This is a genomic window from Streptomyces griseus subsp. griseus (assembly GCF_003610995.1).
GTDB lineage: Bacteria > Actinomycetota > Actinomycetes > Streptomycetales > Streptomycetaceae > Streptomyces.
Genome location: NZ_CP032543.1, coordinates 356,958 through 377,238 on the forward strand (window position 1 = coordinate 356,958; position 20,281 = coordinate 377,238).

Genomic DNA, 20,281 nt, shown 5'->3' on the forward strand with positions numbered 1-20,281 from the left:
CCCTTTCCGACGCTCCAGGAGCCCCTCCCATGCCCTCTCCCCCTGTTCTTCCCCCCGCCCCCCGCGCCCCGGAGGACGTACGCCGTGTCACGTGCGTCGGGGCCGGAGTGATCGGCGGCGGGTGGGCCGCCCACTTCCTCGCCCGCGGCTATGACGTCACGGCCTGGGACCCGGCCCCCGACGCCGAGGTCCGGCTGCGCCGGCTGGTCGCGGCGGCCTGGCCCGCGCTGGAACTGCTCGGGCTCGCCGAAGGCGCCTCGCAGGACCGGCTGACCGTGGCCGGGAGCCTCGAAGAGGCGGTGGCCGGGGCCGAGTTCGTCCAGGAGAGCGCACCGGAGAAGCTGGAGCTGAAGCGGGACCTGCTGGCCCGCCTGGACGCGGCCACGCCCGCCGGTACGGTGATCGCCTCCTCGACCTCCGGCTATCCGATGACCGACATGCAGCCGGCGACCGGCGGTTCGGCACGGCTCGTGGTCGGCCACCCCTTCAACCCGCCCTATCTGATCCCCCTGGTGGAGGTCGTCGGCGGCGAACTCACCGCGCCCGCGGCGGTCGAGTGGGCGTCGCGCTTCTACGAGGTGGCGGGCAAGTCCGTCATCACCATGGACCGCGAGGTTCCCGGGTTCATCGCCAACCGGCTCCAGGAGGCCCTGTGGCGCGAGGCCCTGCACATGGTGGCCAACGGTGAGGCGACCGTACGGGAGATAGACGCGTCGATCACCGAGGGGCCGGGGCTGCGCTGGGCGGTGATGGGACCGATGCTGACGTTCGCGCTGGCGGGCGGCGAGGGCGGCATGGCGCACATGCTGGACCACTTCGGCCCGTCCCTGAAGTCGCCCTGGACCCGGCTGGAAGCACCCGAACTGGACCGCGCGCTGTACGAGGCCGTGGTGGCGGGCTGCGACGAGGCGGCGGAGGGCCGGACCATCGCGGATCTGGTCGCCGAGCGCGACCGGGGCGTCATCGAGGTGCTGCGGGCGACCGGCCGGCTGCCGGGTGCTGCCGGGGAGGCCACCCGATGAGCGAGAACACCAACGCCTCGGACGACACCGGCCTCCCCCTCTTCCGCAGGACCGTACGGCCCGAGTGGATCGACTACAACGGCCATATGAGCGAGGCGTTCTACGTCCTGGTCTTCGGGTACGCCACCGACTCGATGATGATCGAGACCGGTCTGCACGCCGGCTACCGCGAATCCACCGGCTGCTCGCTCTACACCGTCGAGTCCCACCTCCGCTACCTCCGCGACGTGGCCGTCGGCGCCCCTCTCGTCGTCCGTACCCGGCTGTTGGGCGCGGACGCGAAGAAGCTGCGCTTCGCCCACGAGATGTACGTGGTCGGCGCGGCCGACGACGTACCGGATCCGGCGGCCGAGCCGATCGCGACCAGCGAGCTGTTGGCCCTGCACGTGGACCAGCGGGCGGGCCGTACGACGCCGTTCCCGGACGCGGTACGGCAGCGGCTGGACGAGCTGGCGGAAGAGGCGCCTGCCTGGGCGGGGCGGGCCATCGTGGAGGTTCCCGCGCCCCGCTGAACCTCCACGACCCACGAGACGTAGGCGACACGAAGGCCGGTCCGGAGCCCCGGGCCGGCCTGTGCGTTGCCGCCGTGTTGCAGGTTCGTGGCCATGGGGGCGACACGCTTCCGGGCCGGTCCGGCACGTCCTACGGTCCGTAATCAGCCCGTCGCCACCCCGGGCTTCCGCCGACCGGCGGACGTACGCCGTACGGCGACCGAACCACGTGCGAGGAACCATATGAGCCAGCCCCTCGACTCCGTCACCGCAGGCCAGACCCCCGAGGACGCGGCCCGCCGGGAACCCGGCGCGGCCTGGTCGTTCGAGACCAAGCAGATCCACTCCGGGGCGGCCCCGGACCCGACGACGGGTGCCCGCGCGGTGCCGATCTACCAGACGTCGTCGTTCGTCTTCCGCGACACCCAGCACGCCGCCGACGTGTTCTCGCTCGCCGAGCCCGGCAACATCTACACCCGTATCCACAACCCCACGCAGGACGTCCTGGAACAGCGCATCGCCGCGCTGGAGGGCGGGATCGCCGCCGTGGCGCTCGCCTCCGGGCAGGCGGCCGAGACCCTCGCGCTGCTGACGCTGGCCGGTTCGGGCGACCACATCGTCTCCTCGCCCTCGCTCTACGGAGGCACCTACAACCTCTTCCGCCACACGCTGCCCCGGTTCGGCATCGAGGTGACGTTCGTCGAGGACCCCACGGACCCGGCGGCCTGGCAGGCGGCCGTCCGGCCCGACACGAAGGCGTTCTTCGCCGAGACGCTCGGCAACCCGCGCGGCGACGTGCTGGACATCCGGGCGGTCGCCGACACCGCGCACGCCGCCGGGGTCCCGCTGATCGTGGACAACACCGTGCCGACGCCCTTCCTGCTGCGGCCCATCGAGCACGGCGCGGACATCGTCATCCACTCCGCGACCAAGTTCCTCGGCGGCCACGGCACCACCATCGGCGGGGTCGTCGTGGACGGCGGCACCTTCGACTTCGGCGCGCACGCCGAGCGCTTCCCCGACTTCCACGAGCCCGACCCGAGCTACCACGGGCTGCGCTACTGGCCGGACCTGGGCCCGAGCGCCTTCGCCGTCAAGCTCCGCGTCCAGCTGCTGCGCGACCTGGGCCCGGCGCTCTCGCCGCACTCGGCGTTCCTGCTGCTCCAGGGCGTGGAGACGCTGAGCCTGCGGCTGGAGCGGCACACCTCCAACGCGCTGGAGCTGGCCCGCTGGCTGGAGCAGCGGGACGAGGTGGAGACCGTGCACTACGCGGGTCTGCCGTCCAGCCGCTGGTACGCGGCGGCGCAGCGCTATCTGCCCCGGGGCGCGGGAGCGGTGCTGGCCTTCGAGCTGAAGGGCGGGGCCGAGGCGGGCAAGCAGTTCGTGGACGCGGTGGAGCTGTTCAGCCATCTCGCCAACATCGGTGACGTACGGAGCCTGATCATCCACCCGGCCTCCACCACGCACAGCCAGCTGACCGGGGAACAGCTCGTCGCCACCGGTGCCACGCCGGGCCTGGTGCGGCTCTCGGTCGGCCTGGAGAACGTGGACGACCTCAAGGCCGACCTGGAGGCAGGGTTCCGGGCCGCGAAGGCGGCGTCCTGAACCGTGGCGCCGCGCCCTCCGCACTCCCCCTTCCGCCGGCCTCCGGTGGCCGGCGGGAGGGGGACCCGCCCGGTCGTCGCCGCTGGGTGACGGTCGAGGACCCGCTGCCCCTGGAGTCCGGCGTCCGGCTGTCGGGGGTCCGCCTGGCGTACCAGACCTGGGGGCAGCGGGCGGCGGACTCCTCCAACGCGGTGCTGGTCCTGCACGCGCTGACGGGCGACAGCCATGTGGCGGGCCCGGCGGGTCCCGGCCACCCCACCCCCGGCTGGTGGGACGCGCTGGTCGGGCCGGGCCGGGCGCTGGACACCGACCGGTGGTTCGTCGTCGCCCCGAACGTGCTGGGCGGCTGCCAGGGCAGTACGGGCCCCTCTTCCCCGGGGCCCGGCGGCACGCCCTGGGGGTCCCGGTTCCCGTATCTGACGGTACGGGACCAGGTGGCGGCCGAGGCAGCGCTGGCGGACGCCCTGGGCATCGGCCGGTGGGCGGCCGTGATCGGCGGGTCCATGGGCGGGATGCGGGCCCTGGAGTGGGCGGTGGGCAGGCCGGAGCGCACGGGTTCGCTGCTGGTGCTCGCCGCCCCGGCCGCCGCCTCCGCCGAGCAGATCGCCTGGGGCTCGGTCCAGATCGGCGCCATCCGCTCCGACCCGGGGTGGCGGGGCGGCGACTACCACGGCGCGCCGCCCGGCGGAGGTCCGCACCGGGGCCTGGGCCAGGCGCGCCGCATCGCTCACATCACGTACCGCAGCGAGCCCGAGCTCGGCTCCCGGTTCGGCGGCGCGCCGCAGCCGGGCGAGGAGCCGGGGCGTGGCGGGCGCTACCAGGTGGAGTCCTATCTCGACCACCACGCGGCGAAGTTGGTGCACCGCTTCGACGCGGGCTGCTATGTGGCGCTCACCGAGGCGATGAACGGGCATGACGTCGGCCGGGGCCGGGGCGGGGCCGAACGGGCGCTGCGCCGGGCGGAGATGCCCGCGCTGGTCGTGGGCGTCGACTCGGACCGGCTCTACCCGCCCTCCCAGCAGGCGGAGCTGGCGGCGCTGCTACCGGGGGCGGACGCCCTGCGGATCGTCACCTCACCCTACGGACACGACGGTTTCCTCATCGAGACCGGCCAGGTGGGTTCCTTCGTGCGGGAGTTGCTCCCGCCGTCACCCGCCGCCCTCCCCTCCCCCGCCCTCAGCAAGGAGCTTCCATGAGCCCGCTCCCCCCACCGCCCGAGGACGTCTACGACCGGATACGGCTGCGTCAGTGGTCCGCCGGGGCGGCGCGCTCGGCCGGGATCGACCGCCGCGATCTGCTGAAACTCGCCGCGGCCGCCTCGGTGGCCGTACCGCTGGCCTCGGCCGCCGCCCCGCGCGGGCGGCCGACGGACTGCCCGGTGTGGTCAAGCCGCTGCCCCCGGAGCTGTTCACACCGCGCGGCACCAACGCGGAGACGAACTTCGCCGCGTTCAGGGGCACCGGGCTGCTCACCCCCGCCGACCGGTTCTTCGTCCGCAACCACACCGCCACCCCGCACATCGACCGGGACGCCTGGAAGCTCACGATCTGGGGTGACGGCCTCAAGGGCGGTCCGGTGGAGCTGAGTTACGCGGATCTCCTGAGGCTGCCCTCGGTGAGCCGCACCGGGTTCGTGGAGTGCGCGGGCAACGGGCGCAGCTTCTTCGCCTCGCAACAGGGGCAGACGGTCAGCGGCACCGCGTGGACGCTCGGGGCGATCGGCACGGCCCGCTGGCACGGGGTGCGGCTGGGCGATGTGCTGCGCCGGGCCGGGATCGGGCGCCATGCGGTGGACGTACTGCCGCGCGGGCTGGACGCCGAGGTCGTCTCGGACGGAGTGAACCTGGGACGGGTGCGCCGGCCGCTGCCGGTGGCGAAGGCGCTGGACGACGTGCTGCTCGCATACGGGATGAACGGCGGGCCGCTGCCGCCGGACCACGGGTATCCGGTCCGGGTGATCGCGCCCTCGTGGGTGGGCATCGCCAACATCAAGTGGGTCGGGGACATCGAGGTGAGCGCCGAGCCGCTGCTCACCCCGTGGAACACCGGCCTCTACCGGCTGTTCGGCCCGGGGCACCCGCCGGAGGGCAGCGCCCCGCTGACCCGGCAGACCCTGAAGAGCGCCTTCGAGCTGGTGCCGGGCGCCTCGTTCCCCGCCCACCGCCGTACGGTGCTGACCGGCCGTTCCTGGTCGGGCGGGGCGCCGGTGAGGTCGGTGGAGGTCAGCACCGACGGCGGGCACCGCTGGCGGTGGGCCCGGCTGCACGACGTGCCCCGGGGCGGGAGCTGGGTGCGGTGGTCGGTGGACTGGGTGCCGACGGTCAAGGGCGCGACGGAGCTGCTGGCCCGGGCCACCGACCGGTCGGGGCGTACCCAGCCGAAGGCGACGGCGTACAACACGCAGGGGTATCTCTTCGACGCGGTGGTCCGGCACCCGGTAACGGTCAGCTGAGGCGCGCTCCGGCCCGTACGGCGGTGTGCACCGCGCGGGCGATCCGCCCGCCCCAGGGGGAGCGGGGTCCGGCGAAGGGTTCGCCGCCGTCGGGCCCCGGTTCGGGGGCGGCGACGCACACGGCGTCCGTGGGGGTGCCGGAGCAGTCGAGTCCGGCGTCCAGGAGGGCCTGCACCTTGGCCTCGGTGGCGGTGGCGACGGCGTTGACCAGGGCGGCGTCGGAGAGTGCGGCGGGGAGCGTGACGACGATGTTGACCGTGCCCGGCCGGTGCGGGGTGCGGGCGGCGCCCTCGGGGGCCGCCGCCCAGCCCCGTACGCCGAGGCCCGTGGTGACGGTCGCGGTGACGCCGCCGTCGTGGCCGGTCGTGTACGCGCTGACGTCGGCGGCGGTCATCAGCCCGGCGCCCGGACCGGTGAGCCCCTCGGCGGCGGCGATCTCGGCGAGGTGGCGGTCCGGGTCGAGGCGCGGGTAACCGCCGGGGACCTGGGCGTTGAGGATCCAGGCGCGGGGGCCGATGCCGCCGCCGAGGACCGCGCTGCTGCACACCCGCACGCCGGGTCCCAGCCGCCAGAGGAGGTGGTGGAGGTGGTGGCCGTCCTCGTGCCGGTCGCGGAGTTCGCCGCGCTGGGCGGGCAGGTGGACGCGTACGGGACGGATGGCGCACCCCTGGTGGCTCGGCGGGACCGGCGGTGGCCCGTCCTCCCGGGGCTGCCGTGCTCCGCCGATCATATGCCGCCCCGGCTCCCGCTCACCCGATCGGCCTAATCGATGCGGGGGCCACCGAGGGCGCTCGTACGGGGCCAGCAGGGAGCGCGGGGCCTCCGGGGCCCCTTCCACCGGGTGACCGGGCGGTTGCAGCGTCCGACCGGGTGGGGCGCGATGGAAGCCGGACGTGCCTACATCTGGTGGAGCCACCCACAGGGCGCGCCCAGCGAGGAGGGTTCGGTTATGGGAGCCGCTGACGGTTTCACGGATTCCGGAGAGCTCGACGGTCTGACCGTGTACGACAACGAGGGCGAGAAGGTCGGCAGCGTGGGCCGGGTGTACGTCGACGACGACACCGGCAAGCCCGACTGGGTGACGGTCAAGACCGGCATGTTCGGCATGAAGGAGAGCTTCGTACCGCTCGCCGGAGCCCGTCGGGTGGGCTCCGACCTGCATGTCTCGCACTCCAAGGACACGGTCAAGGACGCGCCTCGCGTGGACGCGGACGCCCATCTGTCCGTCGCCGAGGAGGAGGAGCTCTACCGGCACTACGGCCTGACCAGGAAGTCCGGCAACCTCGGTGACACCGGCAAGGGCACCGGCACGGGCGGCGACGCCCGGACGGTCGCCGGAACCGGCGCCATGGGCGCGGCCGGAGCGGGTGCGGCGGGTGCGGCCCGGGGCAAGGACATGCAGCCGAACGCCCAGGCCGCCGACAGGACCACCACCGGCGCCGGAGCCGCGGGCACGACCGGAGCGGCCGGTATGGCCGGCACCGGCAAGCACCGCGACACGGACGCCTCTGCCACGTCCCGCCCCCTGGCGGGCGCGGGGACCCGGGCGGCCGACATGAGCGGCACGGAGGAGATGATCCGCTCCGAGGAGCAGCTGCACGTCGGTACGGAGGAGTACGAGAGCGGCCGGGCGAGGCTGCACAAGTACGTGGTGACCGAGGAGGTCACCCGGTCCGTGCCCGTCTCCCACGAGGAGGTGCGGGTGGTCCGCGAGCCGCTGCGGCCCGGTGAGAAGGTGACCGGGACGACGGACCTCGGCGAACAGGACGTGGAGGTCACGCTGCACGCGGAGCGCGCCACGGTCCGCAAGGAGGCCGTCCCGGTGGAGCGGGTCCGCCTGGAGACCGAACGGGTCACCGAGCAGAAGGAAGTCTCCGCCGAGATCCGCAAGGAGAAGATCGACTACGGCGACGGCAAGGACATGGACACCGGCAAGGACACCGGTGGCGAGTTCGGCCGGGGACGCCGCCGCTGACGGCGCACCCCCTCCGGCGGCCGGAAGGCCGCTCCCATGTCCTCGGCCTCCGGGCGGGCCCGTGCCAACGGGTCCGCCCGGAGGGCTGTCCGGGGAAGCGCGGTGGGCCGACGGTCAGCGGCGCGGCAGGAACCGTACCGAGGGACGTCCGTCCGGCCCGTCCGGCGTGACGACCGCCCGGACCCCGTAGACGTCCTCGATCAGCTCCTCGGTGATGACCTCGGCCGGGGTGCCGCCCGCGACGACCCGGCCCGCCTTCATCACGGTGATCCGGTCGCAGAACATCGCGGCGAGGTTGAGGTCGTGCAGGGCGATGACACTGGTGAGGGGCAGTGCGGCGACCAGGGCCAGCAGTTCCAGCTGGTGCTGGATGTCCAGGTGGTTCGTCGGCTCGTCGAGGAGGAGTTCGCGGGGCCGCTGGGCCAGCGCCCGGGCGATCTGGACGCGCTGGCGTTCGCCGCCGGAGAGGGTGTGCCAGGACTGTGCGGCCCGGCCGGTGAGGCCGGTGCGCCGCAGGGCGTCGGTGACCGCTTCCTCGTCGTGACGGTCGGGGGCGGACCAGGGGCGGCGGTGCGGGATGCGGCCGAGGCGTACGACGTCCAGGACGCTGAGGTCGACCTGGGTGACGGCGTGCTGGTCGACCACGGCGATCCGGCGGGCGACGGTGCGGCGGCCGAGGGCGGTGAGGGGGGCGCCGTCGAGGGTGACGGTGCCGGTGTCCGGGGCGAGGAGGCCGGCGAGGATCCGCAGCAGGGTGGACTTGCCGGAGCCGTTGGGGCCGAGCAGCCCGACGGTGTCGCCGGGCGGCGGGGTGATGTCCACCCCGTCGAGGATGAGGCGGCCGCCGGCCGTCCGGCAGACCCGCTCGGCGCGCAGGCCGCCGCTGTCGACGAGGCTCATGGCGTGCTCCGGGTGCGGTAGAGGACGGCGACGAACGCGGGCACGCCGATCAGCGCGGTGACGACGCCGACGGGCACCTCCTGCGGGTCCAGGACCGTGCGGGCGAGCGTGTCGACCCAGACGAGGAAGATCGCCCCGGCCAGCGCGGTGACCGGCAGCAGGCGCCGGTGCCCGGAGCCGGTGAGGGCACGGGCGGCGTGCGGGAGGACCAGGCCGACGAAGCCGATCGCTCCGGCCGAGCTGACGAGGGCGGCGGTCAGCAGGGCGGTGGTGCACAGCAGCACGATCCGGGTGCGGGCGACGTTCACGCCGAGCGCGGCCGCCGCGTCCTGCCCGAAGGCGAAGGCGTCGAGGGTACGGGCGTGGGCCAGGCAGATCACCAGGCAGAGTCCGAGGACGGCGGTGCAGAGGGCGACCTCGCTCCAGCCGACCCCGCTGAGCGAGCCGAGCAGCCAGAAGAGCACTCCGCGGGTCTGCTCGGCGTCGGCGGAGGTCATCACGACGAACGAGGTCAGCGCGGAGAAGAGCTGCATCGCGGCGACCCCGGAGAGCACCACCCGGTCGGTGGTGGAGCCGAGGGTGTGGCTCAGCAGCAGCACCAGGGCGAACGAGCAGATGGCCCCGACGAACGCCCCGGCCGACAGCGACACCGCTCCCCCGCCGACGCCGAGGACGACCACCACGACCGCCCCGGTGGAGGCTCCGGAGGAGACGCCGAGGACGAAGGGGTCGGCGAGCGGGTTCCGCAGCAGGGACTGCATCACCGTGCCGCACACCGCGAGCCCGGCGCCGCACACGGCGGCGAGCAGGGTTCGGGGCATGCGCAGGTTCCAGATGATGCCGTCCCGGATCGGGCTCAGCTCCGAGGCGCCGAAGCCCAGGTGGGAGGCGACGGCGGACCAGACGTCGGGGACGGAGATCCGGGCGGGCCCGATCGTGACGGCGACGGCGACGGAGAGCAGCAGGAGCGCGAGCCCGCCGGCCCAGAGCAGGGCCACGAGCGGGCCGCTGCCCCGGACCGGGCCCGGCGCAGCCGATGCCTCCCGGTCCGCGGTCTCCTTCCCGGCCCGGGGCTCCTTCAGCGCCGCGGTCTCCCTCACCTCCGGGTTCCCCCCGCTCACCCCGCGAGCCCGAAGTCGCGCAGCCCCGCGGCGACCCGCTCCACTCCCTCGACGGTCCGGATGGTGGGGTTCATCGCCTGCCCGCTGAGCAGCACGTACCGGCGGTTCCTGACGGCGTCCATGGTCCTGGTGACCGGATTGGACTCCAGGAACTCGATCTTCTTCTCGGCGCTCTCGGCGGTCTGCATCGTGCGGCTCAGGTCGCCGATGACCAGGACGTCGGGGTTGCGGTCGGCGACCGTCTCCCAGCTGATCTGTGGCCATTCGTCGTGGGTGTCGTCGAAGGCGTTCTTCGCGCCCAGCTCCCGGGTGATGACACCGGGGGCGCCGCAGCAGCCCGCGAGGTAGGGGGCCTTGGAGTCGGAGAACCAGTAGAGGAGGGAGGCCTTCGATCCGTCGATGCCGTCCGTGGCCTTCGCCACCCGGGCCCGGAGCTTCTTCACCAGGGCGTCGCCGCGCTCGGGGACGCCGAACACCTGGGAGAGTTCCCGGACTTCGGTGTAGACGCTGTCCATGGTGAGGGGTGCGGTACGGGCTCCGTCACCACCGCCGCTGTTGTCCTTGCCGATGCAGTCGGCGGGCGAGATGTAGGTGGGGACGCCCAGCTTCTCGAACTGTTCGCGGGGTGCGACGCCGCCCTTGGCGAGGGTGGAGGTGAAGGAGGCGGAGAGGAAGTCGGGCTCCTTGTCGAGGACCTTCTCCGAGGAGGGCCGGTTCTCCGATATGCGCTCCACGCCCTCGTTGGCCTTCTCCAGGCCCTTCATCACCGGGTCGCTCCAGGTGGCGGAGCCCGCGAGCCGGTCGGCGAGGCCGAGCGAGAGCAGGATCTCGGTCGATCCCTGGTCGACCGAGACGGCCCGCTGGGGCGGCGCCTTCACGGTGACGGTGCGGCCGCAGTTCCTGAGGGTGAGCGGGAAGCCGTCGGCCCGTTCGCCGCCCTCGGCGGACGAGGTGGTGGACCCGCCGCCGCAGGCGGTGAGCAGGACGACGCCGGCCGCGAACAGGGCGGCGGTGCGTATCGGGGCAGGGGTGGCCTTGGACAGCACGGAGGACCTCGGTGTCTCTGGGCCCAGCCGCGGAGCCCGTCGTACGCTTCCCGTGTCCCGGTGCGGGGCACGGGTGCCAGCAGGTCTTCGGACTCGGGTTCGTCCGGGCGGGACGCCTTCCCGGAACGCGTGTGCGCTCCAGTGGCCGTGGCCCCGCCCGTCCCCCTCACCGCTGCGCGTCAGTTCCGGTCTCGCACCGGATTCCCTGACCCCGTCGCTGGGGTTCGACTGGCCCCGGCAAGCTATCACGGGTCTTCGCGCAGCTCAGAGCCGGTGCAGGGGCCGCTCCCCCGGGTGGGCCGGTGCGGCGCGGGATCGTCCCGCCGCACCGGCCCGGCAGCGCCTTACGGAGCCTGGAGCGCGATCACCGCGTTCTGTCCGCCGAACCCGAAGGAGTGGCTGACGGCCCGTCGTACGGGCAGCTCACGCGGGGTCTTGGTGACGCAGTCGATGGCGAACCCGGGGTCGGGGGCGTCCAGGTTGGCGATCGGCGGGACGATGCCGTGCTGGAGCGTCAGGACGGTCAGCCCCGCCTCGATGGCACCGGCCGCCCCCATGCAGTGGCCCAGTACGCCCTTGGGGGCGGTGACGGGCGGCCGGTGCGGGTAGGCCCGGCCGATGAGGGCGGCTTCCGTGGCGTCGTTCAGGGGGGTCGAGGTCCCGTGCGCGTTGACGTGGTCGACGTCCTCGGCCCGCCACCCCGCGTCGGCCAGCGCCGCGTCGACGGCCGCCTGCGCGACCGCCCCGGAGGGGTGCGGGGAGGTCGGGTGGTGGGCGTCGGTCGTGGCGCCCGTACCGGCCAGCAGCGCCCGGGGGGCCGCTCCCCTGGCGCGGGCGTCCGCCGCCCGCTCCAGGACCATGATCGCGGCGCCCTCGCCCATGACGAGTCCGGCCCGGTCGGCGGCGAAGGGGCGGCAGAGGCGGGCGGGGTCCCCGTCCCGCGGGGCCGCCGCGCCCGAGCGGGCGAAGCCGGTCATGGCGACCGGGAAGACGATCGACTCGGTGGCTCCGGCGATCGCGATGTCACACTGTCCGAGCGCCAGCATGTCGCGGGCCACGGAGAGGGCGGTCACCCCGGAGGAGCAGGCCGTGCAGGGGGCGAGGCTGGGGCCCGTGGCCTTCATCTGGATGGCGATCTCGGCCGCGGGCATGCTCGGGATGGTGAGCAGGATGCCCGAGGGCGAGGTGGCCTCGGGGCCGCGCCGCTCCAGGGCGACGGCCTGTTCGGTCAGTCCGGCGGAGCCGCCGCTGCTGGTGCCGACGACGACGGCGACGCGGGCGCCGTCCCAGTGGGCGGGGTCGAGCCCGGCGTCGGCCACCGCCTCCCGTGCGGCGAGGACGGCGAACTTGACGTACCGGCCCATCCGGAAGGCGGTCCGGCCGCCGACCGCCTCGTCCAGATCGATGCCGGAGACCGTACAGGCGAAGTCGACGGCGCAGCCGTGCAGTTCGGGGACGGTGCGCGCGAAGGACTCCCCGCGGCAGACCCCGTCCCAGGTGGTGTCGGTGGTGTGGCCGGCCGGGGTGATCATCCCCAGGCCGGTGACGGCGATGGCGGGTCGGTTCATCGGGTGTTGCTCACCGGCACCGCACTGCCTGCCTCCTCGCCGCCGACGGCCGCGTCGATGAACGCGGAGATGTCGGCCAGCGTGGCGTCCTTGTAGAGCTTCTCGGAGTCGGCGGCGACCCCCAGGGTCTCCTTGATGATGACGGCGAACTCGGCGACCGCCAGGGAGTCCATCTCCAGGCTGTCCATCGTGGACTCCGGCAGGATTTCGGCTGCGGGCACCTTGAACGTCTCGGTCAGCACCTCGGTGATCTTCGGGTGGATGGTCTGGCTCTTCACGGTGTTTCCTCTCATCTGCGGCGTCCTGGACAGCGGGGGCACGACGCACGGCCCACCGTCGAAATAACTGGAATGAGAACCTCCGGTTACGCCTTGGGGCGAACCGATTCGTCTACGCTCACCTGCGGCTTCTCGAACCATCGGGAGAGCACCGAGGTGGTTCCCCAGTACGCCAGCAGCACCCCGCGCGTCCCGAGCGCCGCCACCTTCTCGCGCAGCGGACGCCGCCGCTTGCTGCCGCAGGCGGGCCGCCGGAAGTCCGCCGTACGTCGTCCGGCTCCGCCCGGCTTGCGCCCCACCGCTCCCCCCGGCCTGCGGTCCCGGTGCCAGGCCCCCTCCGGGTCGTCGTAGGCGTCGGCGTAACCGGGTCCGGCGATCGGCCAGTCCGACATCAGCCGCTCGGGCAGTGCGAACGACTTCACCAGCTCGGGGGCGTGGAGGGCCACGGTCGCGATGAGCCGCTCCACGGCGTCGGGCAGCAAGGACACCTGTTCGGCGGTCAGCCGTCCGGCGGCCAGCAGGTCGCCGCTGTTGCGGGCGATCCACTGGAGGGCGAAGAGCCGGTGCAGCTCGGTCAGCCGCTCGCGGGCCGGGCCTTCGGGCAGTACGGCGGCGGCCTGTTCGTACGCCTCGCCCGCCTGCCGGTAGCCGTACGCCTCCACCCCGCGCAGCGCGGGGCCCGAGGCGGCGTTCCACCGGCCGAGCGGATCGCCGGCCGGGGCGGCGCTGATCCGCTCCCGGGCGCGGTCGAACCAGATGTCCTCCACCGCCGCCAGCAGTCGCCCCAGGAAGCGGGGGTCGTCCAGCTCTCCGGGCCGCCCGGACTCCTCCTCGTCCCGGACGGTGACGCTGAACAGCATCTCGGCGGCGGCCTTGGCGTGGACGGCGAGGTTGTCGCCCTCCGCGGTGATGGCGCCCTCGATGCCGGTGAACAGTTCGGTCATGCCGTTGTTCTCCAGCAGCCCCTGGGCCCCGCACCGCTCCCGGCACTCGACGATGACGCCGCGCGCCTGCCAGGTGATCCACCCCTTGGCGACGGCGACCAGCCGCTCGGCCTCGGCCCGGTCGGCGGCCGGGGCGGACTCCCAGCGGTCCAGCGCCCGGCGGTGCAGCAGGCTCATCGCGAAGACGGTCGCCATCGCCCCGGCGAGCGGGCCGTGGTGGCTGCGGTGCGCGTAGACCGGCACCCGGCGCGAGCCGCGCGAGCCGGAGACCAGCCGGTGACCGGCGTACCGGATCGCGAGGGCGAGGGTGACCCGGGCGGAGCCGACCGCGCAGGCGCTCATGGAGAGCTTGCCGGGGGTGACTCGGCCGATGGAGAGGAGGAACCGCCTTCTGCGGTTGGCCAGTTCGCTGGTGAACCGCCCGTCCGCGCCGATCCGCCCCTGTTCCCCGGCGAGCAGGGCCTCGCGCGGCACGAAGTAGCGGTCGAAGGAGGTGAGGCAGTGGTCGACCGGGGAGCCCATCCGGGCGGGCAGCCGCCGCACCCGTACGCCGGGCAGGGCGCTGGTGGCGTCGGTGAGCGGGGCGAGGAAGAGGAAGACCCCGTGGTCGGTGCCGTCGGCGAGGAGCCGGGCGGCCACCACACCGGTCTTGGGACCGCCCGCGGGGCTGGTGTTGGGCATGAACTTCTGGGCGCCGGAGTTTGGCGTGTGCAGGACGAAGCCGTCGCGTTCGCGGTCGTACGTCGCGGTCGTCTCGACGGCCGCCGCGTCGTTGCCGTGCGCCACCTCCGTACAGAGGAAGGTGCCGATGTTCCGCAGCTCCAGGAAGTCCGACAGGTCCCGCAGCGTGCCCGGGTCGTGGTCGAGGAGGGAGCCGAGGAAGAGGTTGTAGTGGATGCCCGCGACGGTGGTCAGCGCCGGGTCGACCGGGCCGAGCCATTCGTGCAGAGCGGCCAGGGCGCGCGGGTCGGCGGCCAGCCTCGCGCCGCTGTCCAGCGCGTTGTTGAGGATGCGGAGCCGGTGGTAGGAGAGGGCGAGCCGTTCGTCGGGGGTGCCCCCACCGGATCGGCGAAACGGTTCTGTTGTGAGCAGTCGTCGCCAGAACCCGTGCTCCTGGCGGAAGTTGTCGCCGTAGAGCACTCGGGTGAGCAGATCGATTGTGGAGGGCCTGGGTGGTTCATGCGTGGATACGGTCACGACAGGGTAACGATCAAGGAACGGCGAGGACACCCCTCGCCGTTCCCGAACGGCCCTGCGGGGTCAGGTGCGTTGGAAGGCGAGCGCCACGTTGTGCCCGCCGAAGCCGAAGGAGTGGCTCACCGCGCGCTCCACCCGCTGGTGGCGGGGCTCCTTCACCACGCAGTCGAGGGGGAAGGCGTCGGGGAGGGAGTCCAGGTTGGCGATCGGCGGGATGAGGGAACGTTCCAGCGTCAGGACGGTGGCGACCGCCTCGATCGCGCCCGCCGCCGCGAGGGTGTGGCCGAGGACGCCCTTGGGTGCGGTGACCGGTGGGCGGTGCGGGAAGAGCCGGGAGATGAGGGTGGTCTCCATGGCGTCGTTGAGGGGGGTGGAGGTGCCGTGCGCGTTGATGTGGTCGACCTCGCCCGGCGCCCACCCCGCCTGGTCGAGAGCCGCCTGCACCGCGCGCTGGGCGCCCCGCCCGTCGGGGGCCGGGGCGGTGGGGTGGTGGGCGTCCGTGCTGGAACCGGCCCCGGTGAGCAGGGCGCGGGCCCGGCCGCCCCGGGCGCGGGCCGCCTCCTCGCGCTCCAGGACGAGCATGGCGGCCCCCTCGCCGATCACGAACCCGTCCCGGTCGTCGGCGAACGGCCGCGAGGCACCGGCCGGATCGGCGGTACGGGTGGAGAGCGCGCCCATCCGCGCGAACGCGGTCACCACCAGCGGGGTGAGCACCGACTCCGCGCCCCCGGCCACCACCACGTCGCAGCCGCCGCCGAGCAGCAGATCGCGGGCGACGGCGATCGCGGTGGCCCCGGAGGCGCAGGCGGTCGCGGGCGCCAGGGACGGGCCGCCCGCCTTCAGGGCGATGGCGACCTCGCCCGCCGCCGCGTTGGGGATCATCATCGGGACGAGCAGCGGCGAGACCGCCTCCGGCCCCGACGCGGCCAGCCTGGCGGCGTTGTCGACCAGGACGGAGACGCCCCCGACACCGACGCCGAGCACCACGCCGACCCGGCCGCCGTCCCACACCGCCGGGTCGAGACCGGCGTCGGCGACGGCCTGCCGGGCCGCGACGACGGCCAGTTTCACGAACCGGGCCATCCGCCACACCGAGCGGCCGCCCACCGCCTCGTCCAGGTCGATGGAGTCGACCGCGCAGGCGAAGTCGACCGGGAGACCGGCCAGTTCCGGCCGTCGGCGGGCGGTGGAGTGCCCGGAGCACAGCCCCTCCCAGAAGCTGTGCTCATCAGCCCCTGCGGGTGTCACCAGGCCGACCCCCGTCACCGCGATGGCGGTGCCGGTGGCGGCTCCGGTGCCCTGATCAGCGGACTGCGACATGCTGTGTTCCTTCCGTAGAATCCGTCGAGATGGTCTGCGGGGTCCCCGGCCACCGAAGTGCCGCCGAACCCCAGGTCAATCCGCCCCCGAACGCGGTGAGCAGCACCCGGTCCCCGCCCTGGAGCAGCCCCCGGCCCGCCGCGTCGGCCAGCGCCAGGGGGATGGAGGCGGCGCCGGTGTTGCCGACCCGCTCCAGATGGGTGACACAGCGCTGCGGCGCGATGCCGACCCGGTCCGCGACGGCGCGCAGGATCCGCGCGTTGGCCTGGTGCGGCACGAAGTGGTCGACCTCGGCCGGGTCCCAGCCCACCCGCTCCAACAGCACCCGGCACGAGCCGGTCATCCGCTCCACGGCGTGCTGGTAGACGGTCTGGCCCTGCATCCGGAAGTACGCGTCCGACAGCGCCGGCGGCTTCCCGTCCGCCCGGGCCCGGGCGCCGCCGCCGGGGACGGTGATCAGGCCGTCGCCGGTGCCGTCGCTGCCCAGGTCGAAGGCGAGCAGTTCACCGGGGTCACCGGTCCGCCCGGCCGCCACCAGGGCCGCGCCCGCTCCGTCGCCGAAGACGACACCGGCGGAGCGGTCGTCGGGGTCGAGCCAGGTCGAGTAGACGTCGGCGCCGACCAGCAGGATGCGCCCGTAGAGCCCGGAGGCGATCAGCCCGTGGCTCAGGGCGAGCCCGTAGACGAAGCCGCTGCACACGGCCGCGATGTCCAGCGCCGGTACGGTGCCGAGGCCGAGCCGGGCCGCGAGGGCGGGGGCGGTGCCGGGGCAGAGGTGGTCGGGGGTGGCGGTGGCGAGGACCACCGCCTCCACCGGTCCGGCCGCCGGGGAACCCGCGAGCAGCCGTGAGGCCGCCTCGTAGGCGAGGTCACCGGTGGCGACCCCGGGCCCGGCGCGGTGCCGGCCGCCGATGCCGGTGCGGCGGCGGACCCAGGCGTCGTCGACGCCCCAGTCGGCGGGGAGCTGATCGTTGGGGACCGGCTCGCCCGGCACCCAGCCCGCCACGCTCTCCAGCACCGCCGTGCGCCCGCCGCCGTCCGCTAAGGCGCGCTCCCGCGCCTGCGGCCCCGCACCGCTGCCCACTGCCCGTCTGCTCGCCACCCGCTGCCCCGATCCCGTTGTCATACTGCGAACGGTTGACGAACGGCGGGACGCCTGGCGAGGGTGCGTTCGACTGGGCCGAACGGGTCATGACGGTTTGTCAGTTATGGCCGAGCGCCTCCCTGCGCCCCTTCACGACCGAGCGCCTCCCGGAGCTCTGCCGCGTCGGGCGGGTTGGCACCGGCCCGGGAGACGGTGACGGCGGCCGCGGCCACCGCGTGGCGCAGTACGTCGGTGAGGGTGTCCCGGTCCACGGCGTGCAGCCGCTCCCGCGCCCCGGCGCCGAGGAGGCCGTGCGCCGCCAGCGCGTGGAGGGTCCCCGACATGAACGCGTCGCCCGCGCCGACGGTGTCCACGACCTCGACCGTCGCGGCCCCCACCGTGATCCGGCCGCCGGGCAGCACCGCCAGGGCGCCGTCGCCGCCCCGGGTGACGAGGACGGCGGCCGGCCCCTGCTCCAGCCAGCGCACGGCGACTCTCTCCGGCTCCTCCCCCGGATACAGCCACGCCAGGTCCTCGTCGCTCGCCTTGACCAGGTCGCTCAGGGCGACGCACGCCTCGACCCGGGCCACGGCCGCCGCGTGGTCGCCCATGAGGGCGGGCCGCACGTTGGGGTCGTAGCTGACGGTCGCGGTGGTCCGGGCGGCGCGCACGATGTCCAGGACCGTGGCCGCCCCCGGCTCCACCACCGCACCGATCGACCCGGTGTGCACATGGCCCGGAGCGGGGCCGACGGCGACCGGGGCGAGGGTCCAGGCGATGTCGAAGGCGTACGAGGCCTGCCCGGCCCCGTCCAGGGTGACGACGGCCGACGGGGTGGCGGTCGTGGAGCCGTCGGTACGGACGGTGACTCCGGCGGAGGCCAGGTGGTCCCGGATCAGCTGCCCGTTCGGGTCGGCGCCGAGCTGGGTGAGGAGGGTGGCGCGGTGGCCGAGGCGGGCCAGGCCGTAGGCGACGTTGGCGGGGCTGCCGCCGGGGTGGGCCCGGTCGTCCTGGTCCGGCTGCCGGACGATGTCGGCGACGCATTCGCCGACGACCAGCAGTTCGCTGTGGTCGAGCATGGGGGTGGATCTCCTCAACTGCCGTGACGTGGGTGTCCTCGGGTCCTCCGCACCCATTCAGCCCGATGCTGCCCGCCGGGCGGAAGCCACCCGGCGCATCGGGCACCGTCCGGTCACCGTTCAGGCGCCGATACGGCCGGAACGGGCTGCGCGGAGGGCACGGACACCTGCGGGCTCACGGCGACCCGGCGGGCCCAGAGCAGGGCCACGGCCAGCACGACCGCGGCGGCCAGCAGCCAGGGCAGCGGGCCGAGCGGCAGGGCCCCGGCGGCCAGTCCGGCGCCGGCGGCCACCAGCTGGAGGGCGAGCGACTGGACCGAGAGGGCGGTGGCGCGGCCCGAGGCGTCGACCCGGCGGTGCAGCAGGTCGTTGGTGTTGGGGCCCACGACCCCGAGCCCCAGGTACACCAGCCCGTAGCCGGTGACGGCGGCCGTCGTGGCGAGGGGGCTGGTGGCGCCGGTGGTGACACCCAGCAAGATCAGTCCGAGCGCGACCACCCCACCGCCGGACAGCACCGCGCGCTCACTGCTGCGAGTCAGCCTGGCGGCGAGCGGGGCGAGTTGGCTGCCGAGGGCGGAGCACAGGAATCCGGCGCAGGCGAGTCCGGCGAAGAGCAGCGCCCCGGATTCGGCCGTTCCCATCAGGGCGGCGGCCCGGCCCGGGGTGAGCAGTTCGACGGCGGCCAGCGCGGCCCCGGCGGCGCTCGCGGTCAGCAGGATGCGCCGGATGAGGGCGTCCCGGGCGCCGAGCCGGAGCCCGGCGCCGATGGCGGCGGGCACACCGCCGACGACCCCGCGCAGGGTGGCCGGGGGCCGGGGCGGTTCGGGCAGGGCGCTCAGCACGTAGAGGACGAAGACGATCTCGACGAGCGCGCCGAGGAGGGCGGGTACGGAGAGCGGGATGACGAGCCCGCCGGTCGTGCCGGTCAGCCACTCCCCCACGCCGATGCCGGGGCCGAGCAGCCAGGGCAGCCCGCCGCCGAGCAGGGTTCCGAGCGCGAGGGCCGCCGACATGGCGGAGCTGCCGCGCGCCAGGCCCGTACGGAGGTCGGCGTCGGGGCCCGCGTGGGCGTGGACGGTGTCGACGTACCAGGCTTCGGCGGGTCCGCTGGACAGGGCGCGGGCGCAGCCCATCAGGGCCATGCCGAGAGTGATGGCCCAGGCCGCTCCGGCGAGACCGAAGAGGGTGAAGGCGGTGCAGTTGAGCAGCCCGGCGGTGGCCAGGACGGCACGGCGCCCGATGACGTCGGAGAGTCCGCCGGTGGGCAGCTCCATCGCGGCGGCCGTGAGGGAGTGCACGGCGAAGAACCCGGCGATGGCGGCGAGGCCCATGCTCCGGTCGGTGAAGAGGAGCACGCCGGTCGCGACGGACATGCCGACGGGGAGCCAGAAGAGGAAGGAGACCGTGGTGAACCGGCGGCGCGCGGTCAGCGGGTCGAGGCCGCGCCCGGTGGGAGCGGGCGGTCTCGGTATCGACGCCTCGTCGCCGGACCGGGGGGTGTCGGTTCCGGCGCTCACGAGGCGGGCCCCTCCGCGTCGGGGGCGGGTTCCGGTGCCAGCGGAAGTCCGGCCGTGACGACCACGACCTGTTCGGCACGGGGGTCGTCCGCGTCGCGGGCGGTCAGTTCGGCCATCTTCGTGGCGACCGTCTCCCACAGCTCGGTCAGCGACTCCGGGGTCAGCCGGGGCAGGGAGTCGCTCAGGCCCGACGGCTCCTGCCAGGCGGTGTCCAGCCGGCCGTTCTCCAGGTCGTCCTCGTGGCGGGCCAGCGAGCGCTCCAGGTGTTCGAGCTGGCGGCGGCGGAGCGTGCTGAGCGCGGCCCGGCCTCCGGGGGCCCGGTGCATGGCCTCGTTGCTCCACGAGGTGAGGGTGTGCACGGCCTTCCAGCGGCGTTCGCGGCTGTCGCGATGGTCGGCCTCGGCGACGAACGCGTACTTGGCGAGTACCCGCAGGTGGTAGCTGGTGGAGGCGGACGACTCGCCCGTCCGCGCGGCCAGCTCGCTGGCGGTGGCCGGGCCGTGCCGGCGCAGCAGCCCGAGCAGTTCGATCCGCAGGGGGTGGGTGAGGGCCTTGAGCGCGGCTCCGTCGCGGCCGGGATCGAGTACGCGGCGGGTGGGTTCGCTGTCCATGGCAGGAGCGTAGGACGGATCGCCCACTTTCCCAAAGTATTTTTGCAGAATATTTTTTGGAGAGTTGGACCA

At 74.2% G+C, this 20,281-nt stretch carries 17 protein-coding genes, 1 pseudogene and 1 riboswitch; of the genes and pseudogenes, 6 read left to right on the plus strand and 12 right to left on the minus strand.

The window, feature by feature from the left end; genetic code table 11:
• Positions 1 to 29: 29 nt before the first annotated feature.
• The 5 genes and pseudogenes from D6270_RS01565 to D6270_RS01585 all read left to right on the plus strand — a co-directional run bounded on the left by D6270_RS01565 (position 30) and on the right by D6270_RS01585 (position 5,569).
• On the plus strand, positions 30 to 1,022 hold the full coding sequence (locus D6270_RS01565) for a 3-hydroxyacyl-CoA dehydrogenase NAD-binding domain-containing protein (RefSeq protein WP_109167129.1): 993 nt from the start codon (positions 30 to 32) through the stop codon (positions 1,020 to 1,022).
• A complete protein-coding gene (locus tag D6270_RS01570) occupies positions 1,019 to 1,534 on the plus strand; it encodes a thioesterase family protein (RefSeq protein ID WP_109167128.1) in 516 nt (171 codons plus the stop codon). Before D6270_RS01565 ends, D6270_RS01570 begins: the two co-directional genes overlap by 4 nt.
• A gap of 222 nt (positions 1,535 to 1,756) precedes the next feature.
• On the plus strand, positions 1,757 to 3,118 hold the full coding sequence (locus tag D6270_RS01575) for a bifunctional o-acetylhomoserine/o-acetylserine sulfhydrylase (protein ID WP_109167127.1): 1,362 nt from the start codon (positions 1,757 to 1,759) through the stop codon (positions 3,116 to 3,118).
• Positions 3,115 to 4,314, plus strand: coding sequence for a homoserine O-acetyltransferase MetX (gene metX, locus D6270_RS01580; protein ID WP_109167126.1), 1,200 nt, complete (start codon positions 3,115 to 3,117; stop codon positions 4,312 to 4,314). Before D6270_RS01575 ends, metX begins: the two co-directional genes overlap by 4 nt.
• A pseudogene (locus D6270_RS01585) lies at positions 4,311 to 5,569 on the plus strand (sulfite oxidase). The gene metX and the pseudogene D6270_RS01585 overlap by 4 nt, the downstream one beginning before the upstream one ends.
• On the opposite strand, the gene D6270_RS01590 reads toward D6270_RS01585, so the two are convergent.
• Positions 5,562 to 6,299 (minus strand): adenosylcobinamide amidohydrolase, encoded by a 738-nt coding sequence (locus D6270_RS01590; protein ID WP_109167124.1) that lies wholly within the window; start codon positions 6,297 to 6,299, stop codon positions 5,562 to 5,564. The pseudogene D6270_RS01585 and the gene D6270_RS01590 sit on opposite strands and share 8 nt — an antisense overlap.
• Positions 6,300 to 6,518: 219 nt before the next feature.
• Between D6270_RS01590 and D6270_RS01595 the strand changes: the two genes are divergently transcribed.
• Positions 6,519 to 7,544 carry a PRC and DUF2382 domain-containing protein gene (locus D6270_RS01595; RefSeq protein WP_109167123.1) on the plus strand — a complete coding sequence of 342 codons (1,026 nt, stop codon included), beginning with the start codon at positions 6,519 to 6,521 and terminating at the stop codon, positions 7,542 to 7,544.
• Between the two features lie 114 nt (positions 7,545 to 7,658).
• Here the strand turns inward: D6270_RS01595 and D6270_RS01600 are convergent, their stop codons facing one another.
• The 11 genes from D6270_RS01600 to D6270_RS01650 all read right to left on the minus strand — a co-directional run bounded on the left by D6270_RS01600 (position 7,659) and on the right by D6270_RS01650 (position 20,209).
• Positions 7,659 to 8,444, minus strand: coding sequence for an ABC transporter ATP-binding protein (locus D6270_RS01600; RefSeq protein ID WP_109167122.1), 786 nt, complete (start codon positions 8,442 to 8,444; stop codon positions 7,659 to 7,661).
• Positions 8,441 to 9,442, minus strand: coding sequence for a FecCD family ABC transporter permease (locus D6270_RS01605; protein WP_225977022.1), 1,002 nt, complete (start codon positions 9,440 to 9,442; stop codon positions 8,441 to 8,443). Before D6270_RS01605 ends, D6270_RS01600 begins: the two co-directional genes overlap by 4 nt.
• Positions 9,443 to 9,561: 119 nt before the next feature.
• Complete coding sequence (locus tag D6270_RS01610; protein WP_109167120.1) at positions 9,562 to 10,611, minus strand: ABC transporter substrate-binding protein; 1,050 nt, start codon at positions 10,609 to 10,611, stop codon at positions 9,562 to 9,564.
• A 60-nt stretch (positions 10,612 to 10,671) separates the two neighbouring features.
• Positions 10,672 to 10,859, minus strand: a riboswitch (cobalamin riboswitch).
• A 96-nt stretch (positions 10,860 to 10,955) separates the two neighbouring features.
• Positions 10,956 to 12,179, minus strand: a complete 1,224-nt coding sequence (locus tag D6270_RS01615) for a beta-ketoacyl-[acyl-carrier-protein] synthase family protein (protein ID WP_109167119.1) — start codon at positions 12,177 to 12,179, stop codon at positions 10,956 to 10,958.
• Entirely contained in the window at positions 12,176 to 12,457 is a 282-nt protein-coding gene (locus tag D6270_RS01620) for an acyl carrier protein (RefSeq protein ID WP_225976749.1), read from the minus strand. The genes D6270_RS01615 and D6270_RS01620 overlap by 4 nt, the downstream gene beginning before the upstream one ends.
• Positions 12,458 to 12,543: 86 nt before the next feature.
• Positions 12,544 to 14,598 carry an acyl-CoA dehydrogenase family protein gene (locus D6270_RS01625; RefSeq protein WP_109167117.1) on the minus strand — a complete coding sequence of 685 codons (2,055 nt, stop codon included), beginning with the start codon at positions 14,596 to 14,598 and terminating at the stop codon, positions 12,544 to 12,546.
• Positions 14,599 to 14,661: 63 nt separating this feature from the next.
• Positions 14,662 to 15,918 (minus strand): beta-ketoacyl-[acyl-carrier-protein] synthase family protein, encoded by a 1,257-nt coding sequence (locus D6270_RS01630; protein ID WP_109167116.1) that lies wholly within the window; start codon positions 15,916 to 15,918, stop codon positions 14,662 to 14,664.
• On the minus strand, positions 15,902 to 16,936 hold the full coding sequence (locus D6270_RS01635; protein ID WP_109167115.1) for a beta-ketoacyl-ACP synthase 3: 1,035 nt from the start codon (positions 16,934 to 16,936) through the stop codon (positions 15,902 to 15,904). Before D6270_RS01635 ends, D6270_RS01630 begins: the two co-directional genes overlap by 17 nt.
• 188 nt (positions 16,937 to 17,124) lie before the next feature.
• Positions 17,125 to 18,081 (minus strand): carbohydrate kinase family protein, encoded by a 957-nt coding sequence (locus tag D6270_RS01640; RefSeq protein WP_109167114.1) that lies wholly within the window; start codon positions 18,079 to 18,081, stop codon positions 17,125 to 17,127.
• 113 nt (positions 18,082 to 18,194) lie between these two features.
• Entirely contained in the window at positions 18,195 to 19,598 is a 1,404-nt protein-coding gene (locus tag D6270_RS01645) for an MFS transporter (RefSeq protein ID WP_382774899.1), read from the minus strand.
• Entirely contained in the window at positions 19,595 to 20,209 is a 615-nt protein-coding gene (locus D6270_RS01650; RefSeq protein WP_109167113.1) for a winged helix-turn-helix domain-containing protein, read from the minus strand. Before D6270_RS01650 ends, D6270_RS01645 begins: the two co-directional genes overlap by 4 nt.
• Between the last annotated feature and the right edge of the window lie 72 nt (positions 20,210 to 20,281).

Bases quoted from the DNA above. Each gene is read 5' to 3' on its own strand.
- D6270_RS01565 (WP_109167129.1), top strand. From the start codon at position 30: ATGCCCTCTCCCCCTGTTCTTCCCCCCGCCCCCCGCGCCCCGGAGGAC.
- D6270_RS01570 (WP_109167128.1), top strand. From the start codon at position 1,019: ATGAGCGAGAACACCAACGCCTCGGACGACACCGGCCTCCCCCTCTTC.
- D6270_RS01575 (WP_109167127.1), top strand. From the start codon at position 1,757: ATGAGCCAGCCCCTCGACTCCGTCACCGCAGGCCAGACCCCCGAGGAC.
- D6270_RS01590 (WP_109167124.1), bottom strand. From the start codon at position 6,299: ATGATCGGCGGAGCACGGCAGCCCCGGGAGGACGGGCCACCGCCGGTC.
- D6270_RS01595 (WP_109167123.1), top strand. From the start codon at position 6,519: ATGGGAGCCGCTGACGGTTTCACGGATTCCGGAGAGCTCGACGGTCTG.
- D6270_RS01600 (WP_109167122.1), bottom strand. From the start codon at position 8,444: ATGAGCCTCGTCGACAGCGGCGGCCTGCGCGCCGAGCGGGTCTGCCGG.
- D6270_RS01615 (WP_109167119.1), bottom strand. From the start codon at position 12,179: ATGAACCGACCCGCCATCGCCGTCACCGGCCTGGGGATGATCACCCCG.
- D6270_RS01630 (WP_109167116.1), bottom strand. From the start codon at position 15,918: ATGTCGCAGTCCGCTGATCAGGGCACCGGAGCCGCCACCGGCACCGCC.
- D6270_RS01640 (WP_109167114.1), bottom strand. From the start codon at position 18,081: ATGCTCGACCACAGCGAACTGCTGGTCGTCGGCGAATGCGTCGCCGAC.
- D6270_RS01650 (WP_109167113.1), bottom strand. From the start codon at position 20,209: ATGGACAGCGAACCCACCCGCCGCGTACTCGATCCCGGCCGCGACGGA.